General features: G+C 32.2%; 16 protein-coding genes. 13 read left to right on the top strand and 3 right to left on the bottom strand.

The features are described from left to right. Nucleotides 1-20: 20 nt before the first annotated feature. The 8 genes from HMPREF2578_RS09475 (at nucleotide 21) to HMPREF2578_RS09440 (ending at nucleotide 8432) form a co-directional block, all read left to right on the top strand. Nucleotides 21-1091, top strand: a complete 1071-nt coding sequence (locus tag HMPREF2578_RS09475; RefSeq protein ID WP_017175060.1) for a CapA family protein — start codon at nucleotides 21-23, stop codon at nucleotides 1089-1091. Beyond that, the gene (locus HMPREF2578_RS11190) at nucleotides 1081-1242 is read left to right on the top strand and encodes a hypothetical protein (RefSeq protein WP_002488200.1); all 162 of its coding nucleotides are present in this window, start codon (nucleotides 1081-1083) and stop codon (nucleotides 1240-1242) included. The genes HMPREF2578_RS09475 and HMPREF2578_RS11190 overlap by 11 nt, the downstream gene beginning before the upstream one ends. Nucleotide 1243: 1 nt before the next feature. Continuing rightward, the gene (locus HMPREF2578_RS09470; RefSeq protein ID WP_017175059.1) at nucleotides 1244-2842 is read left to right on the top strand and encodes a gamma-glutamyltransferase; all 1599 of its coding nucleotides are present in this window, start codon (nucleotides 1244-1246) and stop codon (nucleotides 2840-2842) included. 190 nt (nucleotides 2843-3032) lie between these two features. Then, entirely contained in the window at nucleotides 3033-4514 is a 1482-nt protein-coding gene (gene xylB / locus HMPREF2578_RS09465) for a xylulokinase (protein ID WP_049420455.1), read from the top strand. A 925-nt stretch (nucleotides 4515-5439) separates the two neighbouring features. Continuing rightward, nucleotides 5440-6483 (top strand): PTS sugar transporter subunit IIC, encoded by a 1044-nt coding sequence (locus tag HMPREF2578_RS09455; RefSeq protein WP_019835130.1) that lies wholly within the window; start codon nucleotides 5440-5442, stop codon nucleotides 6481-6483. Nucleotides 6484-6485: 2 nt separating this feature from the next. Then, nucleotides 6486-7172, top strand: a complete 687-nt coding sequence (locus tag HMPREF2578_RS09450) for a serine dehydratase beta chain (RefSeq protein WP_017175055.1) — start codon at nucleotides 6486-6488, stop codon at nucleotides 7170-7172. Nucleotides 7173-7185: 13 nt separating this feature from the next. Next, a complete protein-coding gene (sdaAA, locus tag HMPREF2578_RS09445) occupies nucleotides 7186-8088 on the top strand; it encodes an L-serine ammonia-lyase, iron-sulfur-dependent, subunit alpha (protein WP_019835129.1) in 903 nt (300 codons plus the stop codon). A gap of 140 nt (nucleotides 8089-8228) precedes the next feature. Further along, on the top strand, nucleotides 8229-8432 hold the full coding sequence (locus tag HMPREF2578_RS09440; protein ID WP_017175053.1) for a hypothetical protein: 204 nt from the start codon (nucleotides 8229-8231) through the stop codon (nucleotides 8430-8432). A 53-nt stretch (nucleotides 8433-8485) separates the two neighbouring features. Here HMPREF2578_RS09440 and HMPREF2578_RS09435 read toward each other — a convergent pair whose 3' ends face one another. Further along, nucleotides 8486-8983: a GNAT family N-acetyltransferase gene (locus HMPREF2578_RS09435; RefSeq protein ID WP_049414301.1), complete on the bottom strand. Its 498-nt coding sequence runs from the start codon at nucleotides 8981-8983 to the stop codon at nucleotides 8486-8488. Between the two features lie 148 nt (nucleotides 8984-9131). On the opposite strand from HMPREF2578_RS09435, the gene srtA reads away from it, so the two are divergent. Continuing rightward, nucleotides 9132-9737, top strand: coding sequence for a class A sortase SrtA (gene srtA / locus HMPREF2578_RS09430; protein WP_049382421.1), 606 nt, complete (start codon nucleotides 9132-9134; stop codon nucleotides 9735-9737). A gap of 177 nt (nucleotides 9738-9914) precedes the next feature. Beyond that, a complete protein-coding gene (locus HMPREF2578_RS09425) occupies nucleotides 9915-10724 on the top strand; it encodes a Cof-type HAD-IIB family hydrolase (protein ID WP_048762239.1) in 810 nt (269 codons plus the stop codon). Between the two features lie 89 nt (nucleotides 10725-10813). Here HMPREF2578_RS09425 and HMPREF2578_RS09420 read toward each other — a convergent pair whose 3' ends face one another. Continuing rightward, nucleotides 10814-11806: a D-lactate dehydrogenase gene (locus tag HMPREF2578_RS09420; protein ID WP_048679920.1), complete on the bottom strand. Its 993-nt coding sequence runs from the start codon at nucleotides 11804-11806 to the stop codon at nucleotides 10814-10816. A gap of 317 nt (nucleotides 11807-12123) precedes the next feature. Between HMPREF2578_RS09420 and HMPREF2578_RS09415 the strand changes: the two genes are divergently transcribed. The 3 genes from HMPREF2578_RS09415 to HMPREF2578_RS09405 all read left to right on the top strand — a co-directional run bounded on the left by HMPREF2578_RS09415 (nucleotide 12124) and on the right by HMPREF2578_RS09405 (nucleotide 15656). Next, nucleotides 12124-12792 (top strand): NAD(P)H-dependent oxidoreductase, encoded by a 669-nt coding sequence (locus HMPREF2578_RS09415; RefSeq protein WP_079335305.1) that lies wholly within the window; start codon nucleotides 12124-12126, stop codon nucleotides 12790-12792. A gap of 130 nt (nucleotides 12793-12922) precedes the next feature. Continuing rightward, the gene (locus tag HMPREF2578_RS09410) at nucleotides 12923-14416 is read left to right on the top strand and encodes an aldehyde dehydrogenase family protein (protein WP_049420450.1); all 1494 of its coding nucleotides are present in this window, start codon (nucleotides 12923-12925) and stop codon (nucleotides 14414-14416) included. A gap of 331 nt (nucleotides 14417-14747) precedes the next feature. Beyond that, nucleotides 14748-15656 (top strand): phosphate/phosphite/phosphonate ABC transporter substrate-binding protein, encoded by a 909-nt coding sequence (locus HMPREF2578_RS09405; RefSeq protein ID WP_017175046.1) that lies wholly within the window; start codon nucleotides 14748-14750, stop codon nucleotides 15654-15656. 31 nt (nucleotides 15657-15687) lie between these two features. On the opposite strand, the gene HMPREF2578_RS09400 is transcribed toward HMPREF2578_RS09405, so the two are convergent. Beyond that, entirely contained in the window at nucleotides 15688-16494 is an 807-nt protein-coding gene (locus HMPREF2578_RS09400) for a VOC family protein (RefSeq protein ID WP_019834962.1), read from the bottom strand. Between the last annotated feature and the right edge of the window lie 142 nt (nucleotides 16495-16636).

The following is a 16636-nucleotide window of genomic DNA, read 5'->3' as shown; positions in this document are numbered from 1 at the left end:
CGAGCGAGGAGCGCATAATAATGAAAAAGAAAAAACGATTATCAGCGAGCGAATGGTTACTTAAGCAATCGAAACGACATAAACGAAGAAACTTTTTGTATACGTTTATTGTCTTAGTTATCACAGTAGTACTTCTAATTTTTGCTATTCGAGCTGTTAAAGTTGAACCTGTAGAGGCGATGCCACATTCGGGTAATAGTATTAGAAATACATATTTAGGAAATATCACTTTGAATAATGACATCAGAAAAGTCAATTTAAATGATGTTTTTAAAAGTTTAAGACAGCCATTACAACAAAGTGATTTTTCCACAGCTTCTTTATATGTGAACCAATTTTCTAAAAATCCTAAAGAAAATATAAACAAAAACATAGAAAACATTATGTTTTTAAAAAAACAAAATATTAAAAGTATCAATTTAATTAATAGCACTATAGATAATGTACAAGCGCAAGATTTATCCAAAAAAGTTGAAGCACAAACAGATTATAATTTTTTAACTGGAAATGGTTCGAATCCAATTAATAGTAAAACAGTGCAACAAAAAGTTAAAAATAAAAAAGTCGCTAATGTTTCGTTCACAGATATTGAATCGTATTATGAAGATCCTTTAAAAAATACGACATCTATTAGCTTAGATCCCAAAATTTTTGTACCATTAATTAAAAACTTAAAGGAAAACAATGATCTTGTAGTTGTGAACGTAGATTGGGGGATTCCTAACGAACGTAATGTAACAGATCGCCAAAAAGCTTATGCCCATGCATTAGTTGATGCAGGTGCAGATGTAATCATTGGCCATAATACAGTTATACAAAGTATTGAGAAATATAAACATGCTAGTATTTTTTATAGTTTAGGAAATTTAACCTCTGCTGATTTTCTATCAAAAAATCAAAAAAGTATAGTTGTTCAACATGATTGGGATGGTCAGCATCATCAATTTCAAATTACACCTGTTCGCTCTGCAGATGGAAAATTAACAAAAGATCATATGAATAGTATGGAGTCACAACGTTATTACAATAATATTAAAGATAAAACAATTCATCTGAAAGAAAAGAATGGGGGGTATTCTTTTGAATATTAAACAACATTGGTTACCTATTGTTACAACACTCATTATTATTGCTATTTTATTAATGGTTACATTTGCTAGAGCAAATGAAGGTCTCGATAATTACGAAAAAAATGAATTAAATAAAGCCACGGAGCAATATTTATCTAAAGGGGCCAAGTAGTATGAATATCTATAATAAAGTGACACTATCAGTCATTTTAGTGATTACAATTTTAATCTCATTTATATTTTATTTTTTTAATAAAGAAGATAAACTTGATAAAGATGATCTATATGAAAACAAGATTGCTAACCGTAAATCAGCAACCTCTGATGAGCAAAAAACGTATGGTGTCGCTTCAAACAATGCTATCGCAACACGTGTAGGTAATAAAATTATTGAAGATGGTGGTAATGCAGTTGACGCAGCGGAAGGTGTCGCTTACGCGCTTGCAGTAACAGAACCTCATTCATCTGGATTAGGTGGTGGCGGCGCTACACTTACATACGATGGTAAAAATGGTGAAGAACCTCGCATGTATGAATATAAAACAACATCTTCATTTAATTACAAAAAGGGAGATAAAATAGGGACACCCGGTTTTGTACGCGGTTTACATGATATGCATGAAAAAGAAGGTAAAATGGATGAGAAAAAAATCTTAAACTATGTCATTCCATTAGCTGAAGATGGCTTTGAAGTAGATTCAGAGTTAGAACGTAGCTTGAAATTATTTGGTTCTGACATTGATCGAAACTCTCCCTTCTTTAAAGGCAAGCGTACAGTTCGTGAAGGTGCAATTGTAAAACAACCTGCTTTAGCAAATACTTTAAAGAAAATTCGAGATAAAGGACCGGATTATTTTTATAATCATATTGGAAAAAGTTTATCTAAACAATTAAAAAATCAACTCACTGAAGAGGATTTTAAACAAGTAAAGACAGAAGAAAAGAAACCTATTAGTACAAAATATTTAAACAATACTGTTTATGCTGCATCTAACCCATTAGGTGGAATCTTAATGGAACAAGGTTTGAAGATTGATGAAAGCGTAAATTCTGCAAATGATCGTACAGATTATATTACAGGGATTGTCAAATCTCGTGATATTATGTATCGAAATAGAGATATTGTTAATGGCAAAGAATCTAGTAGCAATACCTACTTGTCTCAAGATTATTTATTAGATAAGATTAACGGTATCAATTTTGACGAACAAGGTAGTGACTTCAATACACAACGTATTGATAACACAAGTACAACACACTTTGTAGTGATTGATAAGAACGGTAAGTTAGCAAGTACTACAAATACATTATCAAGCTTCTTTGGAACAGGTAAATATGTTAAAGAAGGTTTTTATATGAACAACTCGCTAACAAACTTTTCAACAGATCCAAACAGTCCAAACTATGGTGAGAAACATAAAGCACCACGTTCTTATACGTCACCTACTATTATTGTTGGACCCGACTTCTATATGGGTATTGGTTCGCCTGGAGGAAATAAAATTCCAACGATTCTTAATGAAGTCATTGTAGATTATTTAAGAGGAAATGGGACGTTACAAGAATCTATTAATAAGCCACGTTTTTATAATGATGGTGGAACAATCTTCTATGAAAATGCTATGGATGATAATGATGTCAATATTTTCAAAAGTCTAGGTTTTGGTGTAGAAGAAAAACGTAACGATCCTAACTTTGGTAGTGTTCAAGGTGCGGTTTATAACAAGCAAGATAGAACAGTGGAAGTTGGACAAGATGTAGGAAACAGATAATAAAAAGGGACAAAAATCAATCGGTTTTTGTCCTTTTTTTATTTACTTAAAATAAGTATTGAAATAATTATTTAAAACGCTATCATAAATACATAGATAGCTAAATTTAATTTATATATAATAGAAAATATAAAAATAATAAATTGTCATTAATATAATTATATGAATAGTGATATAAAGGGTGAGTCGTATGAAAGAAGCAGTATTAGGTATTGATCTTGGAACTAGCGCAGTTAAAATTATTGCGGTAAATCAATCAGGCCATGTGATTACTTCAACAAGTGTGCCTTTAAATTTAATACAATCCCAACCTGGATATAGTGAACAAGATCCAGAGGAATGGTTTAATGCAGTTAAAACAGGCATATATCAGTTAAATCATTCTGATGAAATGAAATTATATAAAGTGAAGGGTATCTCATTCTCAGGGCAAATGCATGGGCTAGTAGCTTTAGATAAAGAAGGTCACCCTGTACGACATGCTATTCTTTGGAATGATACACGTAATTCAGAACAATGTAAGCAAATTAGATCGGTTTATGGAGAGCGATTAAATGGAAATCCGATTCTTGAGGGTTTTACACTTCCTAAGATGATGTGGGTAAGTACTCATGAACCTGAACTATGGAAGAAAGTAGATGTGTTCGTTCTTCCTAAAGATTATGTACGTTATCGTTTAACAGGTAAGATTCACATGGAATATTCTGACGCTGCAAGTACGCTTCTTCTTAGTCCAGAAACGCATGATTGGTCAAAAGAAGTTGGAGATACATTTGATATAGGAGATGTTTATCCATCACTTGTGAAATCCACAGACGAAGTTGGAATGATTCAAGGCCCCTTAGCGAGTGAACTTGGTTTTACATCTCCAGTAAAAGTATTTGCTGGGGGTGGAGATAATGCCTGTGGTGCCATTGGTGCAGGTATAATCAATGATAATGATACATTATGTAGTATTGGTACTTCTGGTGTAATCGTAAACGTAGAAAAAAGTAATCAAACGCAGTATAAAAATAATATACATTTTTTTGATCATAGTGTTCCAAATACATATTATGCAATGGGAGTAACGTTGGCTGCAGGATATAGTCTTAATTGGTTAAAGAGAACATTTTTTGATAACGATACGTTTGATGAAATTGTTAAACAAGCGAGTACCTCGTCAATAGGTGCAAATCGTTTATTATTTGCGCCTTACCTAGCTGGTGAGCGTACACCACATGGCGATGCATTTATTCGAGGGAGTTTCATTGGTATTAGCGGTAACCATTCTAAATCAGACTTTGCACGAGCGGTACTAGAAGGTATTACCTTTTCTTTATATGATTCAATTCAATTGATGCGAGAAGCGGGAAAAGAAATTACACATATTACTTCAATTGGTGGAGGGGCAAAAAGTGAATTTTGGCTTCAAATGCAAGCTGATATTTTCAATGCATCTATACGTAAATTGAAGCATGAAGAAGGACCAAGTATGGGGGCAGCAATGATTGCGGCGTATGGATTACAATGGTTTGATTCTTTTGATGACTGTGTAGCACAATTTATAGACGTTGAACATATATATGAACCAAATTTGCAACGACACCAACAATATGAATCTTATTACAATATTTATAAACAAATCTATCAACATACACATCAACTTACAGAAGCATTATTAAAGATTTAAAGCGTTTAGCCCATGATTATTTAGAAAGAAACTCGAAGAATCAGATGACAAAGTAGGGACAGACATCGTTTTTATGTCCCTACTTTTTTAATAGTAAATTCCGATTAACATTCCTTTTTATAATTAAAATATTATATTTATGACAAATATATTGACAAAAATCTAATATAGATATTAAATAATATATATAAATTCCTCATTCCAAATAACACTATCTGTTAAGTATGGAAAGGAGTGATAGTTATGAACGATACTCATTTCATTGATCAACTATCACACGTAAATATGATTGAGACCCTTTATTTAAATTCTAATGATTTAAAACCCTCTATGAATCTTTTCCTAAATGTATTATTTAAACGATTATTACTAGAATATTATGTATACATTCGTACAATTTATAATAAGTATGCATGTTTAGAAATGCCATTTCTATCCTTTCAACTTTTTTCCAATCATTTTCATGATTTATGTTATATCATGTATACACTCATCGATACGCAAAATATAACAACTTATTCTAACGTTTTAGAATAGTAAAACGATATAGTTAAGTATGTTTGTGTGTATAAGAGATCCACCCCATTAAGAAATAGAGTGAGTAAGAAAACAATAAATAATTGATAAAATTCAATCAAGTGGTGAACATTCATATTACTAAAAGATGTATTATAACTGAGTGTATTTATAAACATCTTTTTCAGTAGAAGTGAGTATATTTCTCGTTTCTACTGTTTTTTTATGAACAAAATTAATATTTTGCGTCTAATTTTTTTTACATGAAAATTAAATTCGTTAAAATACTTAAAATGTGAATTATTTCACAAATAAATTTTAGATTTACTGTATTAGGTGTTGAAAACGTTTTCCAAGGGGTGTACTATGACATTGGCTAGGAAATTAGAGAGAAAGAGGTTATCGGGAAATGAATATTATTTTAGGCGTTGGGACTCTTGTATTAGTATTAATTGTAATGACACTTTTCTTAAACTTTGCACCATATGGAAAACAAGGATTACAAGCACTGTCGGGAGCAGCGTGTGCAACTTTCTTGCCACAGGCATTCTTAAGTTATGCGATAGGTGGCGTTTTCCATATTCACTTCTTCCAAGTGATTGGAGATTTAGCAGGGAGTTTAGCTGGCGTTGCAGTAGGAATTTTGACATGTGTTAATTTAGGTATTTCACCAGTATTTGCAGTTATCGTTGGTTTAGTATTACATGATTTTAAATTATTACCAGCATTTATTGCAGCGTATATTATTTCATTTGGTATTAAATTTATTGAGAAAAAAGTACCAGAAGGTTTAGACTTAATTGCAGTTATTTTAATTGCTCCAGCCGTTGCATTTGGCTTAGCAACAGTCATTAGCCCAGGAGTAATGGCTGTATTGCAACAAATTGGTGGTGCAATTACTGCTGTAGGAGACAGTCATCCATACGCTTTAGCAGTGATACTTGGATTAGTCATTCCAGTTACAGGTATGACACCATTAAGTTCAATGGTACTGACAAGCTTATTGGGTTTAACAGGTGTACCAATGGCAATCGGTGCATTAACTTGTACAGGCGCTTCATTTGTTAACTACGTGATGTTTAGTAGATTAAACATTGGTGGTCCATCTAAAGCATTTGCAGTTTTTGTTGAACCGCTCACTCAAATTGATTTAATTGCTAAATATCCATTACAATTATATGGAACAAATGCCTTGATTGGTGTAGTAAATGCATGTATTGTAACATTTAGTGGACTAGTAATAAATGTAAAAGGTATGGCTACACCAATTGCTGGTGCAATTGTATTGTTTGGCTTTAATACACCTATGAAAGCAGTAATTACAATCATTGCTGTAGCAATTTCAAGTATCATTTTGGCGTTCGCGATCAGTACATTGATTAAAAAATTCAATCTCATGGATTTATCTATCAAATTACCATCTAAACAAAAACAACCTAAGGAGAGTGTTTAAGAATGGCTACTAAAAAAAGTTATGACTATCAAAGTGCGTTTGATATTATTGGACCAGTCATGATGGGACCTTCAAGTTCTCATACAGCTGGAGCAGTAAAAATAGGGAATGCTGCTTTTAATGTACTCGGAGGCATTAAACCAGAAACATTAGCAATTCATTATTATGAATCATTCGCAAAAACACACCAAGGGCATGGTACAGATTTAGCAATTGTAGGTGGTGCAATGGGTTATAGTACGTTCGATAATCGAATTAAAGATTCATTAACTATTGCTAACGATTTAGGTATTCATGTTGACATTATTGAAGAAGATGGAGAAAGTATTGGAGAACATCCAAATTGTGCTTATTTAATTGCTGAAGCAAATGGACGTCATATTGAAGTGATTGGTAATTCTATAGGTGGCGGTACCATTAAATTGAGAAGAATTAGTGTTGAAGGTATAGATGTTAACTTTAATCATGGCTTACCCATTTTAGTCATGGATGGATCTAAAAATAAGTCGGAAGTGAATCATTTCTTAAATGAAGTAAACGAACTTGGCGTAAGTATAGACGAAGAATTGGTTGAAACAGATGATGATAATAGTTTAGTTGTTTTACCGTTAACAAAAGCAATCAAAGAATCAACATTAAATCAAATCAAAGAAAAATATAATCACTTAAATATATCCTATATAAAATAAAGGAGGATTAAAAATGTTCGATTCAATTAGAGAAACTATAGATTATGCTGTTGAAAACAATATGTCATTCGCGGATATTATGATTCAAGAAGAAATGGAATTATCAGGTCAATCACGTGATGAAGTTAGAGATTTAATGAAAGAAAATTTACAAGTCATGCGTGATGCTGTAGTTAAAGGGACTACAGGAGATGGGGTAGAAAGTGTCACAGGTTATACGGGACATGATGCAGCTAAAATCCGTGATTACAACGAGAATTATCATGCTTTATCAGGCCATGAAATGATGGAAGCAGTTAAAGGCGCTGTAGCAACAAATGAAGTCAATGCAGCAATGGGGATTATTTGTGCAACACCGACAGCTGGTTCCTCCGGTACGATTCCGGGCGTATTATTTAAATTAGAAAAAACACATGGTTTAACAGAAGATCAAATGATTGATTTTCTATTTGTTGCATCATTATTTGGACGTGTGGTTGCAAATAATGCGAGTGTTGCTGGTGCAACGGGAGGTTGTCAAGCAGAGGTAGGTTCAGCATCAGCTATGGCAGCAGCAGCTGCAGTATCTGTCTTTGGTGGTGAACCAGAAGCTTCGGGTCATGCGATGGCATTAGCTATTAGTAACTTATTAGGCCTTGTGTGTGACCCAGTGGCTGGACTTGTTGAAATTCCATGCGTCATGCGTAATGCCATTGGTTCAGGAAATGCATTAATTTCAGCTGATTTAGCTTTAGCTGGTGTGAAAAGTAGAATTCCAGTCGATGAAGTCATCGAAGCGATGGACAAAGTAGGGCGAAACTTACCTGCACAACTTAGAGAAACTGGACTAGGTGGTTTAGCAGGTACACCAACAGGAGAAGCCATTAAACAAAAAATCTTTGGTAATGCAGAAGACCCAGTCAATAGTTTTTCATAACATTTAAAATCCTAAACCATTCTTGAATGACAACATATTCAAGAGTGGTTTTTTTACGCCTTAAATTATCAGAAAATTTCAAAAAAGTAATTGCAATATTTCACTTTTGGATATAAAATAACTCAAAAGGGGATGATGATATGCTTAGATTATATCTCTTATTTTTAGCCTTCATCATTAATACAACGTTAACACGTGTATGGACGATCGAAGGAACTTGGGAGAATCTTTTACTTCAATCAATGTCCATGAGTATAATGTTTGTATTTCTTTTTTACTATGTGTGTTTTATGCTTGAAAATAGAAAACATGAAAAAATAGATAGCCTTAGAGATGAAGAATAAACAAAAAAGTCGAGACAGTTATGTGAATAACAAGATCTCGATTTTTTTATGAGTTATTTATCCGTATTTAAATCATATTGATAGAAAGCTAAATCAAGCCAACGTTCAAATTTATAGCCTACGTTTTCAATCGTACCAGCATGTTTAAAATTGAATTTTTCATGAAGTTTAATACTTGCTTCATTTGATGCATCTATGCCTGCAACTATAGTGCGATACTGGCGGTGTTTAGCATCATCAATTAAATGCTCGAGTAAATGTGATGCCACGCCTCTTCCACGATAATCTTTATTTACATATATAGAATGCTCAATAGAATATAAATAGGCTGGCCAATTTCTAAATTGACCATACGTGGCAAACCCAGCAACTTTATTATCTATTTCAAATATAAATATAGGTTCGTGTGCAAGCACTTTTGTTTCGAACCATGCTTCTCGTTCATCAAGACTTTGTGGATTATAAGTATATACAGCAGTTGTATTCAGTATGGCATCATTATAAATATTTAATATATCAGGTAAATCTTTACGTTCTGCTTTTCTAATCATGATAAGCACCTACTTATAGTATTTATTGTTAATTTAAGCACTTGCATGAAGTTAAATCAAATATATGTCATATAATCTAACATTTTATTTAGAAAAATAAATGATATACTATGAATTAAGAATTTTAAAATTAAAGGAGTACTACTTAGTGAAAAATTGGACAAATCGACTCATGACCATTATTGGTGTGATTTTGATATTAGTAGCAGTATATTTATTTGCGAAACCATATATTGATAATTACTTACATGAAAAAGATAATGACGATAAAATAGAACAATATGATAAAAATGATAAAAGCAATACATCAAAAGAAAAACCTACGATTCCAAAAGATAAATCGAAAATGGCAGGGTATATCAGTGTACCCGATGCGGAAATCAAAGAACCTGTTTATCCTGGTCCTGCGACACCTGAACAACTTAATAGAGGTGTAAGTTTTGCAGAAGGTGATGAATCACTTGATGATCAAAATATTTCTATTGCAGGACATACATTTACTGATCGTCCACATTACCAATTTACAAATTTAAAAGCAGCAAAAAAAGGCAGCAAAGTTTATTTTAAAGTTGGAGATGAAACTCGAGAATATAAAATGACAAGCATTCGAGATGTAGATCCTGAAGATGTTCAAGTATTGGACGAACATAAAGGGGAAACTAATCAACTGACATTAATAACGTGTGATAATTATAATCAACAAACAGGCGTTTGGGAAAAAAGAAAAATTTTCGTAGCTAAACAAATTAAATAAATATTTTAGTTGACCGCTCATCTTCTCATTGATGAGCGGTTTTTATGCATAAAATTTTATTCTTTGTATGTAATTTCTAAATGTGAATATAGTTTCACTCTTCAAGTACTGACTTCAATCCCAATCATAAGGTGGATATAATGGACGATGAAAAGTATTGTAAGGGGGAAACCACTCATGATTAGAGCCATTGCAGTAGATATGGATGGGACATTTTTAGATACAAATAAAGAATATGACAAAGCGCGCTTTGAGATAATTTATCAAGAATTAAAACGAAGACATATTGAATTTATTGCAGCCAGTGGTAATCAATATGCTAAGTTAAAGTCTATTTTTGGAGAGCGAGACATGTACTTCATTTCTGAGAATGGTGCAGTGATTTATCATGGTAATCAATTGTATAATTACCGTAGTTTTGATCAAACCATATATGAAAAAGTAGTGAATTATATTCATCTTGATCAACATATCGACGAATTCATTGTATGTGGACTTAAAAGTGCATATATTTTAAAAGATACGTCAGAAGCCTTTAAAAAAGATGCCCATTTTTATTATCGTCAATTAGAAGAAATAGATACATTTCAACCTTTACCTAATGATGAATATGTGAAGATTGCATTAAATATTAATCGTGAGACACATCCCACTTTGGATACAGATTTAGAAACAAAGTTTAAAGAAGAAATTAAACTGGTTTCAAGTGGCCATGATAGTATTGATATTATTATGCCTAATATGACAAAAGGCCAAGCGTTAAAACGTTTGTTAAAAAAATGGGAAATGTCACCATCTGAATTAATGGCATTCGGTGATGCTAACAATGATAAAGATATGCTAGAATTTGCAGAGCATAGTTATGTTATGGCAAATAGCCATGATCAATCATTATTTGATATTGCAAAATTTATAGCGCCAAGTAATGATGAACAAGGGGTACTTCAAATTATAGAAGAAAAAGTATTAAAGAGTGAGACAGAATAATTCGTCGTCTCATTCAGTAGTCGACTACTAACACATAAAAAAGGCCTAGGACATCATAAGTTGTCCCAGGCCTTTTTATATATTAAATCTTAGTTTAATTGAGTGTCACATTTACCTGTGTTAATTACAGATAATGCAGCATTTAATCCACCTTCAACTAAGTTTCTAACTGCTTCATCTGAGAAGAAAGCAATATGAGGTGTCACTAAGATGTTTTCATTTTCAATTAATTCAAGTAACGTTTTATCTTCAATTTCTTTACCTGTCCAGTCATATGTGAAGTAATCAGCTTCATTTTCATATGTGTCAATGGCAGCACCGTATAAAGTACCATTATTTACAGCATTAATTAAAGCTGGTGTATCAATAACAGCACCACGAGCGGCATTTACTAATACAGCGCCTTTTTTCACTTTGCTAAACATGTCAGCATTGAATAAGTGGAAGCTTTCTTTGTTAGCAGGTACATGTAAAGAAATGATATCAGCATCGGCAATGGCTTCTTCAACTGAATCTTTATATTCTAAGAAATCTAATGAGTTGTTTGGATATGCATCATAGCCTACTACTTTTGCGCCAAAACCAGCATAAATTTTACCAGTTGCAGCACCAATACGGCCTGTACCGATAATTGCAACAGTCATGTTTTTAACAGGTGTAGACATGATAGGTGCAGCCCATTTGAAATTATGTTCTTGAACGCGTTTTTCAATTGCAGGGAATTTACGTACTAATTGTAAAGCGATTGATACTGAGTATTCAGCAATTGTTTCAGGTGAATAACTTGGTACGTTAGAAATTACAATATTGTGTTTTTTTGCAAGATCTAAATCATACATATCAAAACCAGCAGTACGTTGAGCGATTTGTTTAATACCGTATTTTTCAAGTTTAGGATAAACAGAATCTGATAATTTACCGAATTGCATTGTAGTTACGCCATCGAAACCTTCTAATTGATCTACTGTGTCTTCGCTTAAAATTTCTTCAGAAGTAACAACTTCTACATTGTGTTCTTTACCCCAATTTAAAGCGTCTTTTTTTTCGTAATCACGAGTTCCGAAAAACATAATTTTTGTCATTAAAATAACCCCATTTCATTTTGTATAAAAAAGTTAAAATTTAATAAATACGTAAGACTAAAGTTAAAGTAAGAGATTTGGTACAAAATCATTAAATATTATCTCTAACAAAACTTACAACCCTATTATATTGTGAATTAGTTCACAAATCAATTAAAAAGGATTTTTTATTTTGTATAATGTGAAATTATATACATAAAATATCATTTAAAATGAAATATTACAACTTAGAATTAGACAAATCATTTTGAGCTAATTATTTTGGCTAAAATAGTTTGTATTTTATAATTTGAGTAAGATTTTTAATAGAGGAGTGGATGACTATCAATCAGATTCAAAATACCATTATAGATGCGTTTAAATTTAGATTTGCTACTAAGGAATTCGATACAACAAAAAAGATAAGTGATTCTGAATTTAATACAATTCTTGAAGCAGGACGATTATCTCCTAGTTCGTTAGGCCTTGAGCCTTGGAGATTTCTTGTGATTCAAAACGAAACGCTGCGTGAGAAATTAATACCTTATAGTTCTGGTGCACAAAAGCAACTTAAATCTGCCAGTCATTTTGTACTAATTTTAGCTCGTAAGAATGTAACACAGACGTCTGATTATGTACAGTCATTTATTAGAGGGATTAAGCAGTATGAAGAGAGCACCATTCCAATGTTTGAAGATAAAGTACAGGGATTCCAAACACGTTTTCATATTAATGACAACGCTAGAACCATTTTGGATTGGGCGTCTAAACAAACCTACATTGCATTAGGTAATATGATGACAGCAGCTGCATTAATGAATATTGATTCCTGTCCAATGGAAGGTTTCGATTTAGATGGCGTAACTGAGTTATTAGAACATGAAGGAATCATTGATAGTAATCAGTTTGCACCTTCAGTTATGGTAGCTTTTGGTTACAGAAAAGAGAATCCTACAAAACCTAAAACACGTCAACCACAAGAAGATGTAATTGAATGGTTAAATTAAGCATAGTTTTGTAAAAAAAGGGTAAATAATAAATATACAAAACGTATCAATGATGAAGTGAATTTAACATTACTTTATAGAGAGTTACGTTATGATTTATTTATAAACAAAGAAAGAGGGATGAAAACGTATGGCAAAAGTAAATGTTAGAGATTTTTTAGATGAACAATATGATTTATTTATAAATGGCGAATTCCAACCAAGTGAAAGCGGAGAAACACTTACGGTAACTAACCCAGCAAATGGTGAAGAATTAGCTAAAGTTGCTAAAGCAAATGAAAAAGATGTTGATAAAGCAGTGCAATCAGCACATGATGCATTTGATAGCTGGAGTAAAATTTCTAAAGCAGAACGTGCAGATTATTTATTAGAAATTAGTCGTCGTATTGAAGAAAATAAGGAACATCTAGCAACAGTTGAATCACTTCAAAATGGTAAACCTTATCGTGAAACTTCAACGATCGATATTCCTCAAGTAGCTGAACAATTTAAATATTTTGCAGGAGTATTAACGACTGATGAAGGTTCGGTTAATCAAATAGATAATAACACTATGAGTTTAGTTGTAAATGAACCTGTGGGAGTAGTAGGTGCAGTAGTAGCATGGAACTTCCCAATCTTACTTGCATCTTGGAAATTAGGTCCAGCATTAGCAGCAGGTAATACAGTGGTGATTCAACCATCATCTTCTACACCATTAAGCTTAATTGAATTAGCTAAAATTCTTCAAGATGTGTTACCTAAAGGTGTAGTCAACGTCATTACTGGTAAAGGTTCAGAATCAGGTGATGCGATTTTCAAACATGAAGGTGTAAATAAATTATCATTCACTGGTTCAACTGATGTAGGCTATGGTGTTGCTAAAGCAGGTGCTGAACGTATTGTGCCGACTACATTAGAACTTGGCGGTAAAAGTGCTAATATTATCTTTGATGATGCAAATTTAGATCAAGTCATTGAAGGCGTTCAATTAGGTATTCTATTCAACCAAGGTGAGGTATGTAGTGCCGGTTCACGCTTATTAGTACAATCATCTTTATATGATAAATTATTACTAAAATTAAAAGAAGCGTTCGAAAATATTAAAGTAGGTGACCCATTCGCTGAAGATACAAAAATGGGTGCACAAACTGGCCCAGAACAAATTGAAAAAATTGAAAGTTATATTAAATTAGCAGAAGAAGATGACAAAGCAAATATCTTAACGGGTGGACATCGTATTACTGATAATGGTTTAGATAAAGGCTATTTCTTCGAACCAACAATCATTGAACTTTCAGATAATAGTCATAAATTAGCACAAGAAGAGATTTTTGGACCTGTTGTTGTTGTTGAAAAATTCGAAGATGAAGAAGAAGCAATTAACATTGCTAATGATTCAGAATATGGTTTAGCTGGTGGTGTCTTCACTACAAACTTACTTCGTGCATTAAATGTTGCAAAAGCAATTCGTACTGGACGTATTTGGGTTAATACGTATAATCAAATTCCAGCTGGTGCGCCATTTGGTGGTTATAAAAAATCTGGTATCGGCCGTGAAGTTTATAAAGATGCAATTAAAAACTATCAACAAGTTAAAAACATCTTTATTGATACAAGTAATGAAACAAAAGGCTTATACTAATTAAAATATAATTAAATAGTTTAATAAATGTTTTGAAATGTCGACAAAGGTGTATACTTTGTCGGCATTTTTTTATGAAGTATGATTAAGAAATAGAAAAGTATGACGGATTTTATTTTGAAGTTGTATAGTCCTCTTGGTAACCCCAATTCAACTTATATGAAGGCTTTCTGATGAAAATCTAAATATTAAGATCTTCAAACTGAAATCAAAATTTAATATAAATTGTATTTTCAATTTAAATATTGGTGGTTAATATATTATAAATACGTCTTTATATTTTAAGTTTGATAAAGTTTAAATACATTATATATTTTGAAAAGGAAAAATGATGAAACGTTTAAAATTTTTAGTTATTTATTTAGTTATTACAATTATAGTAAGTGGTTGTTCAAACATTGACAATGTAAAGCATCCTAAAGAAGCATATACACCTAAGTCATTAACTGTTGGGTTTATCCCATCTCAAAATGCTCAAATTCTTAACGCTAAAGTAAAACCTTTGCAACAATTATTATCTGATGAGCTGGAGGTTCCTGTAAAAGTACATATAGCCACAAATTATAATACAATGATAGAAGGATTGAAATCGAAAAAAATCGATATTGCTTTTATTTCTCCTGTTTCTTACACATTAGCTCATGATGCTCATGCAGCAGATGTATTGTTAAAGTCAAAAGGTTACCTAGTAGATAATAAAGGGAATCAAACACATCACCTTGTAGATTACTATCGATCTCAAATTGTGGTTCGTAAAGATAGTAATATTAATCATTTAAAAGATTTGAAAGATAAGAAGATAGCATTGCAAGATGTGGAATCAACGTCAGGATATATTTATCCTTTAGCAACATTAATGGAAAAAGGAATAAAAAAGTCTGATATTCAAATTCAACAAGTGAAAGGTCATGATCAGGGATTAATTGCATTATTAAATCATGATGTAGAAGCTGTTGCTACATATCAAGATGCTCGGGCAGATTTAAAAAAAGATGATCCCGATATTTATCAAGAAACTAAAGTGATTTATCGTACAAAGAAAATTCCTAATGATACCATTTCAGTACGTAATGACATGAGTAACAAATGGAAAAATAAAATTAGTCAAGCATTCATTAATATAAGTCATACAAAAAAAGGTAAACAGATTATTAGTGATATTTATGGTCATCAAGGTTATGAAAAAGCAAAAGATAGTGACTTTGATACTGTAAGAAAATATCGAGATATTGTAGATTAAAAAAGGTTGGATGATTGTCATCCAACCTTTTTTAATCAGGAACCACACTCACATCTCCATGAATAGTCATACTAAAACCTTCAGGTGATGTTAAATTTGTTTCTTTAGCGTGAGGTTGATAGATATCAATATGTGTTAATCCATAAGTGTTTTTATTGTCTGGATTCACTTGATTAGATTGCCATGTATTCACAGCAATGTGATGATGATAGTGTTGTGTAGAAATAAATAAACTTTGAGGGAGATTTGAAATATGTTCAAAACCAAGTTGATCAATATAGAATTGACGAGCCTCTACCAAATTATGTGTTTTTAAATGGAGATGTCCTAGTTTTCCATCTGATGGAAAACCTTGCCAACCATTTTCAGTACGATGTGAAATTAAATCTTGTGCATCAACTTCAAGAGTATCCATTTTAATAAAGCCATTCTCCCATTCCCAACCACTAGAAGGGCGATCTTGATAGACTTCAATACCATTACCTTCTGGATCATTGAAATATAGTGCTTCACTTACTAAATGGTCACCGCCACCAACAGGCTGATTTAAACTACTCATATGATATAGGAAGTTAGCTAAATCTTGTCGTGAAGGTAATAAATAAGCGATATGAAAAAGGCCAGCTTCTCTAAATTCAGGATGACGTCCATGATCTAAAAGATGAAGCGTTAACGTGTGACCATGTTCTCCAACATTAAAAATAGTTTGTGTGCCAGTTTTCTTTTTAATAGAAAAACCGAGTACTTCAGAATAAAAGTGATTCATTTTGTTTAAATCTTTAACATTTAAAGTGACGTTCGTCACTTGCATTGCTTCTTTTGAATGAAATGTAGTCATGTATCATAGCCTCTCTTTTTTATACTAAGTATATTAAATATACTAGAATAGTTACTAAGAGACAAGATAAATAACTTGATTAAAAAAGAGGCTGGGACATAATTCCTAACAAAATAGCCAGTAAATGAGTTTATTATAAATT

The organism is Staphylococcus sp. HMSC072H03 (assembly GCF_001809305.1).
Classification (GTDB): domain Bacteria; phylum Bacillota; class Bacilli; order Staphylococcales; family Staphylococcaceae; genus Staphylococcus; species Staphylococcus hominis.
The sequence above is the reverse complement of the archived record's forward strand: the minus strand, read 5'-3'. Positions and strand labels throughout refer to the sequence as shown.

Coding starts and splice junctions, on each gene's coding strand:
- HMPREF2578_RS09450 (WP_017175055.1), top strand. CDS start 6,486: ATGGCTACTAAAAAAAGTTATGACTATCAAAGTGCGTTTGATATTATT.
- HMPREF2578_RS09400 (WP_019834962.1), bottom strand. CDS start 16,494: ATGACTACATTTCATTCAAAAGAAGCAATGCAAGTGACGAACGTCACT.
- HMPREF2578_RS09475 (WP_017175060.1), top strand. CDS start 21: ATGAAAAAGAAAAAACGATTATCAGCGAGCGAATGGTTACTTAAGCAA.
- HMPREF2578_RS09435 (WP_049414301.1), bottom strand. CDS start 8,983: ATGATTAGAAAAGCAGAACGTAAAGATTTACCTGATATATTAAATATT.
- HMPREF2578_RS09455 (WP_019835130.1), top strand. CDS start 5,440: ATGAATATTATTTTAGGCGTTGGGACTCTTGTATTAGTATTAATTGTA.
- HMPREF2578_RS09415 (WP_079335305.1), top strand. CDS start 12,124: ATGACTATCAATCAGATTCAAAATACCATTATAGATGCGTTTAAATTT.
- HMPREF2578_RS09425 (WP_048762239.1), top strand. CDS start 9,915: ATGATTAGAGCCATTGCAGTAGATATGGATGGGACATTTTTAGATACA.
- HMPREF2578_RS09440 (WP_017175053.1), top strand. CDS start 8,229: ATGCTTAGATTATATCTCTTATTTTTAGCCTTCATCATTAATACAACG.
- HMPREF2578_RS09410 (WP_049420450.1), top strand. CDS start 12,923: ATGGCAAAAGTAAATGTTAGAGATTTTTTAGATGAACAATATGATTTA.
- HMPREF2578_RS09420 (WP_048679920.1), bottom strand. CDS start 11,806: ATGACAAAAATTATGTTTTTCGGAACTCGTGATTACGAAAAAAAAGAC.
- HMPREF2578_RS09470 (WP_017175059.1), top strand. CDS start 1,244: ATGAATATCTATAATAAAGTGACACTATCAGTCATTTTAGTGATTACA.
- xylB (WP_049420455.1), top strand. CDS start 3,033: ATGAAAGAAGCAGTATTAGGTATTGATCTTGGAACTAGCGCAGTTAAA.
- sdaAA (WP_019835129.1), top strand. CDS start 7,186: ATGTTCGATTCAATTAGAGAAACTATAGATTATGCTGTTGAAAACAAT.
- HMPREF2578_RS09405 (WP_017175046.1), top strand. CDS start 14,748: ATGAAACGTTTAAAATTTTTAGTTATTTATTTAGTTATTACAATTATA.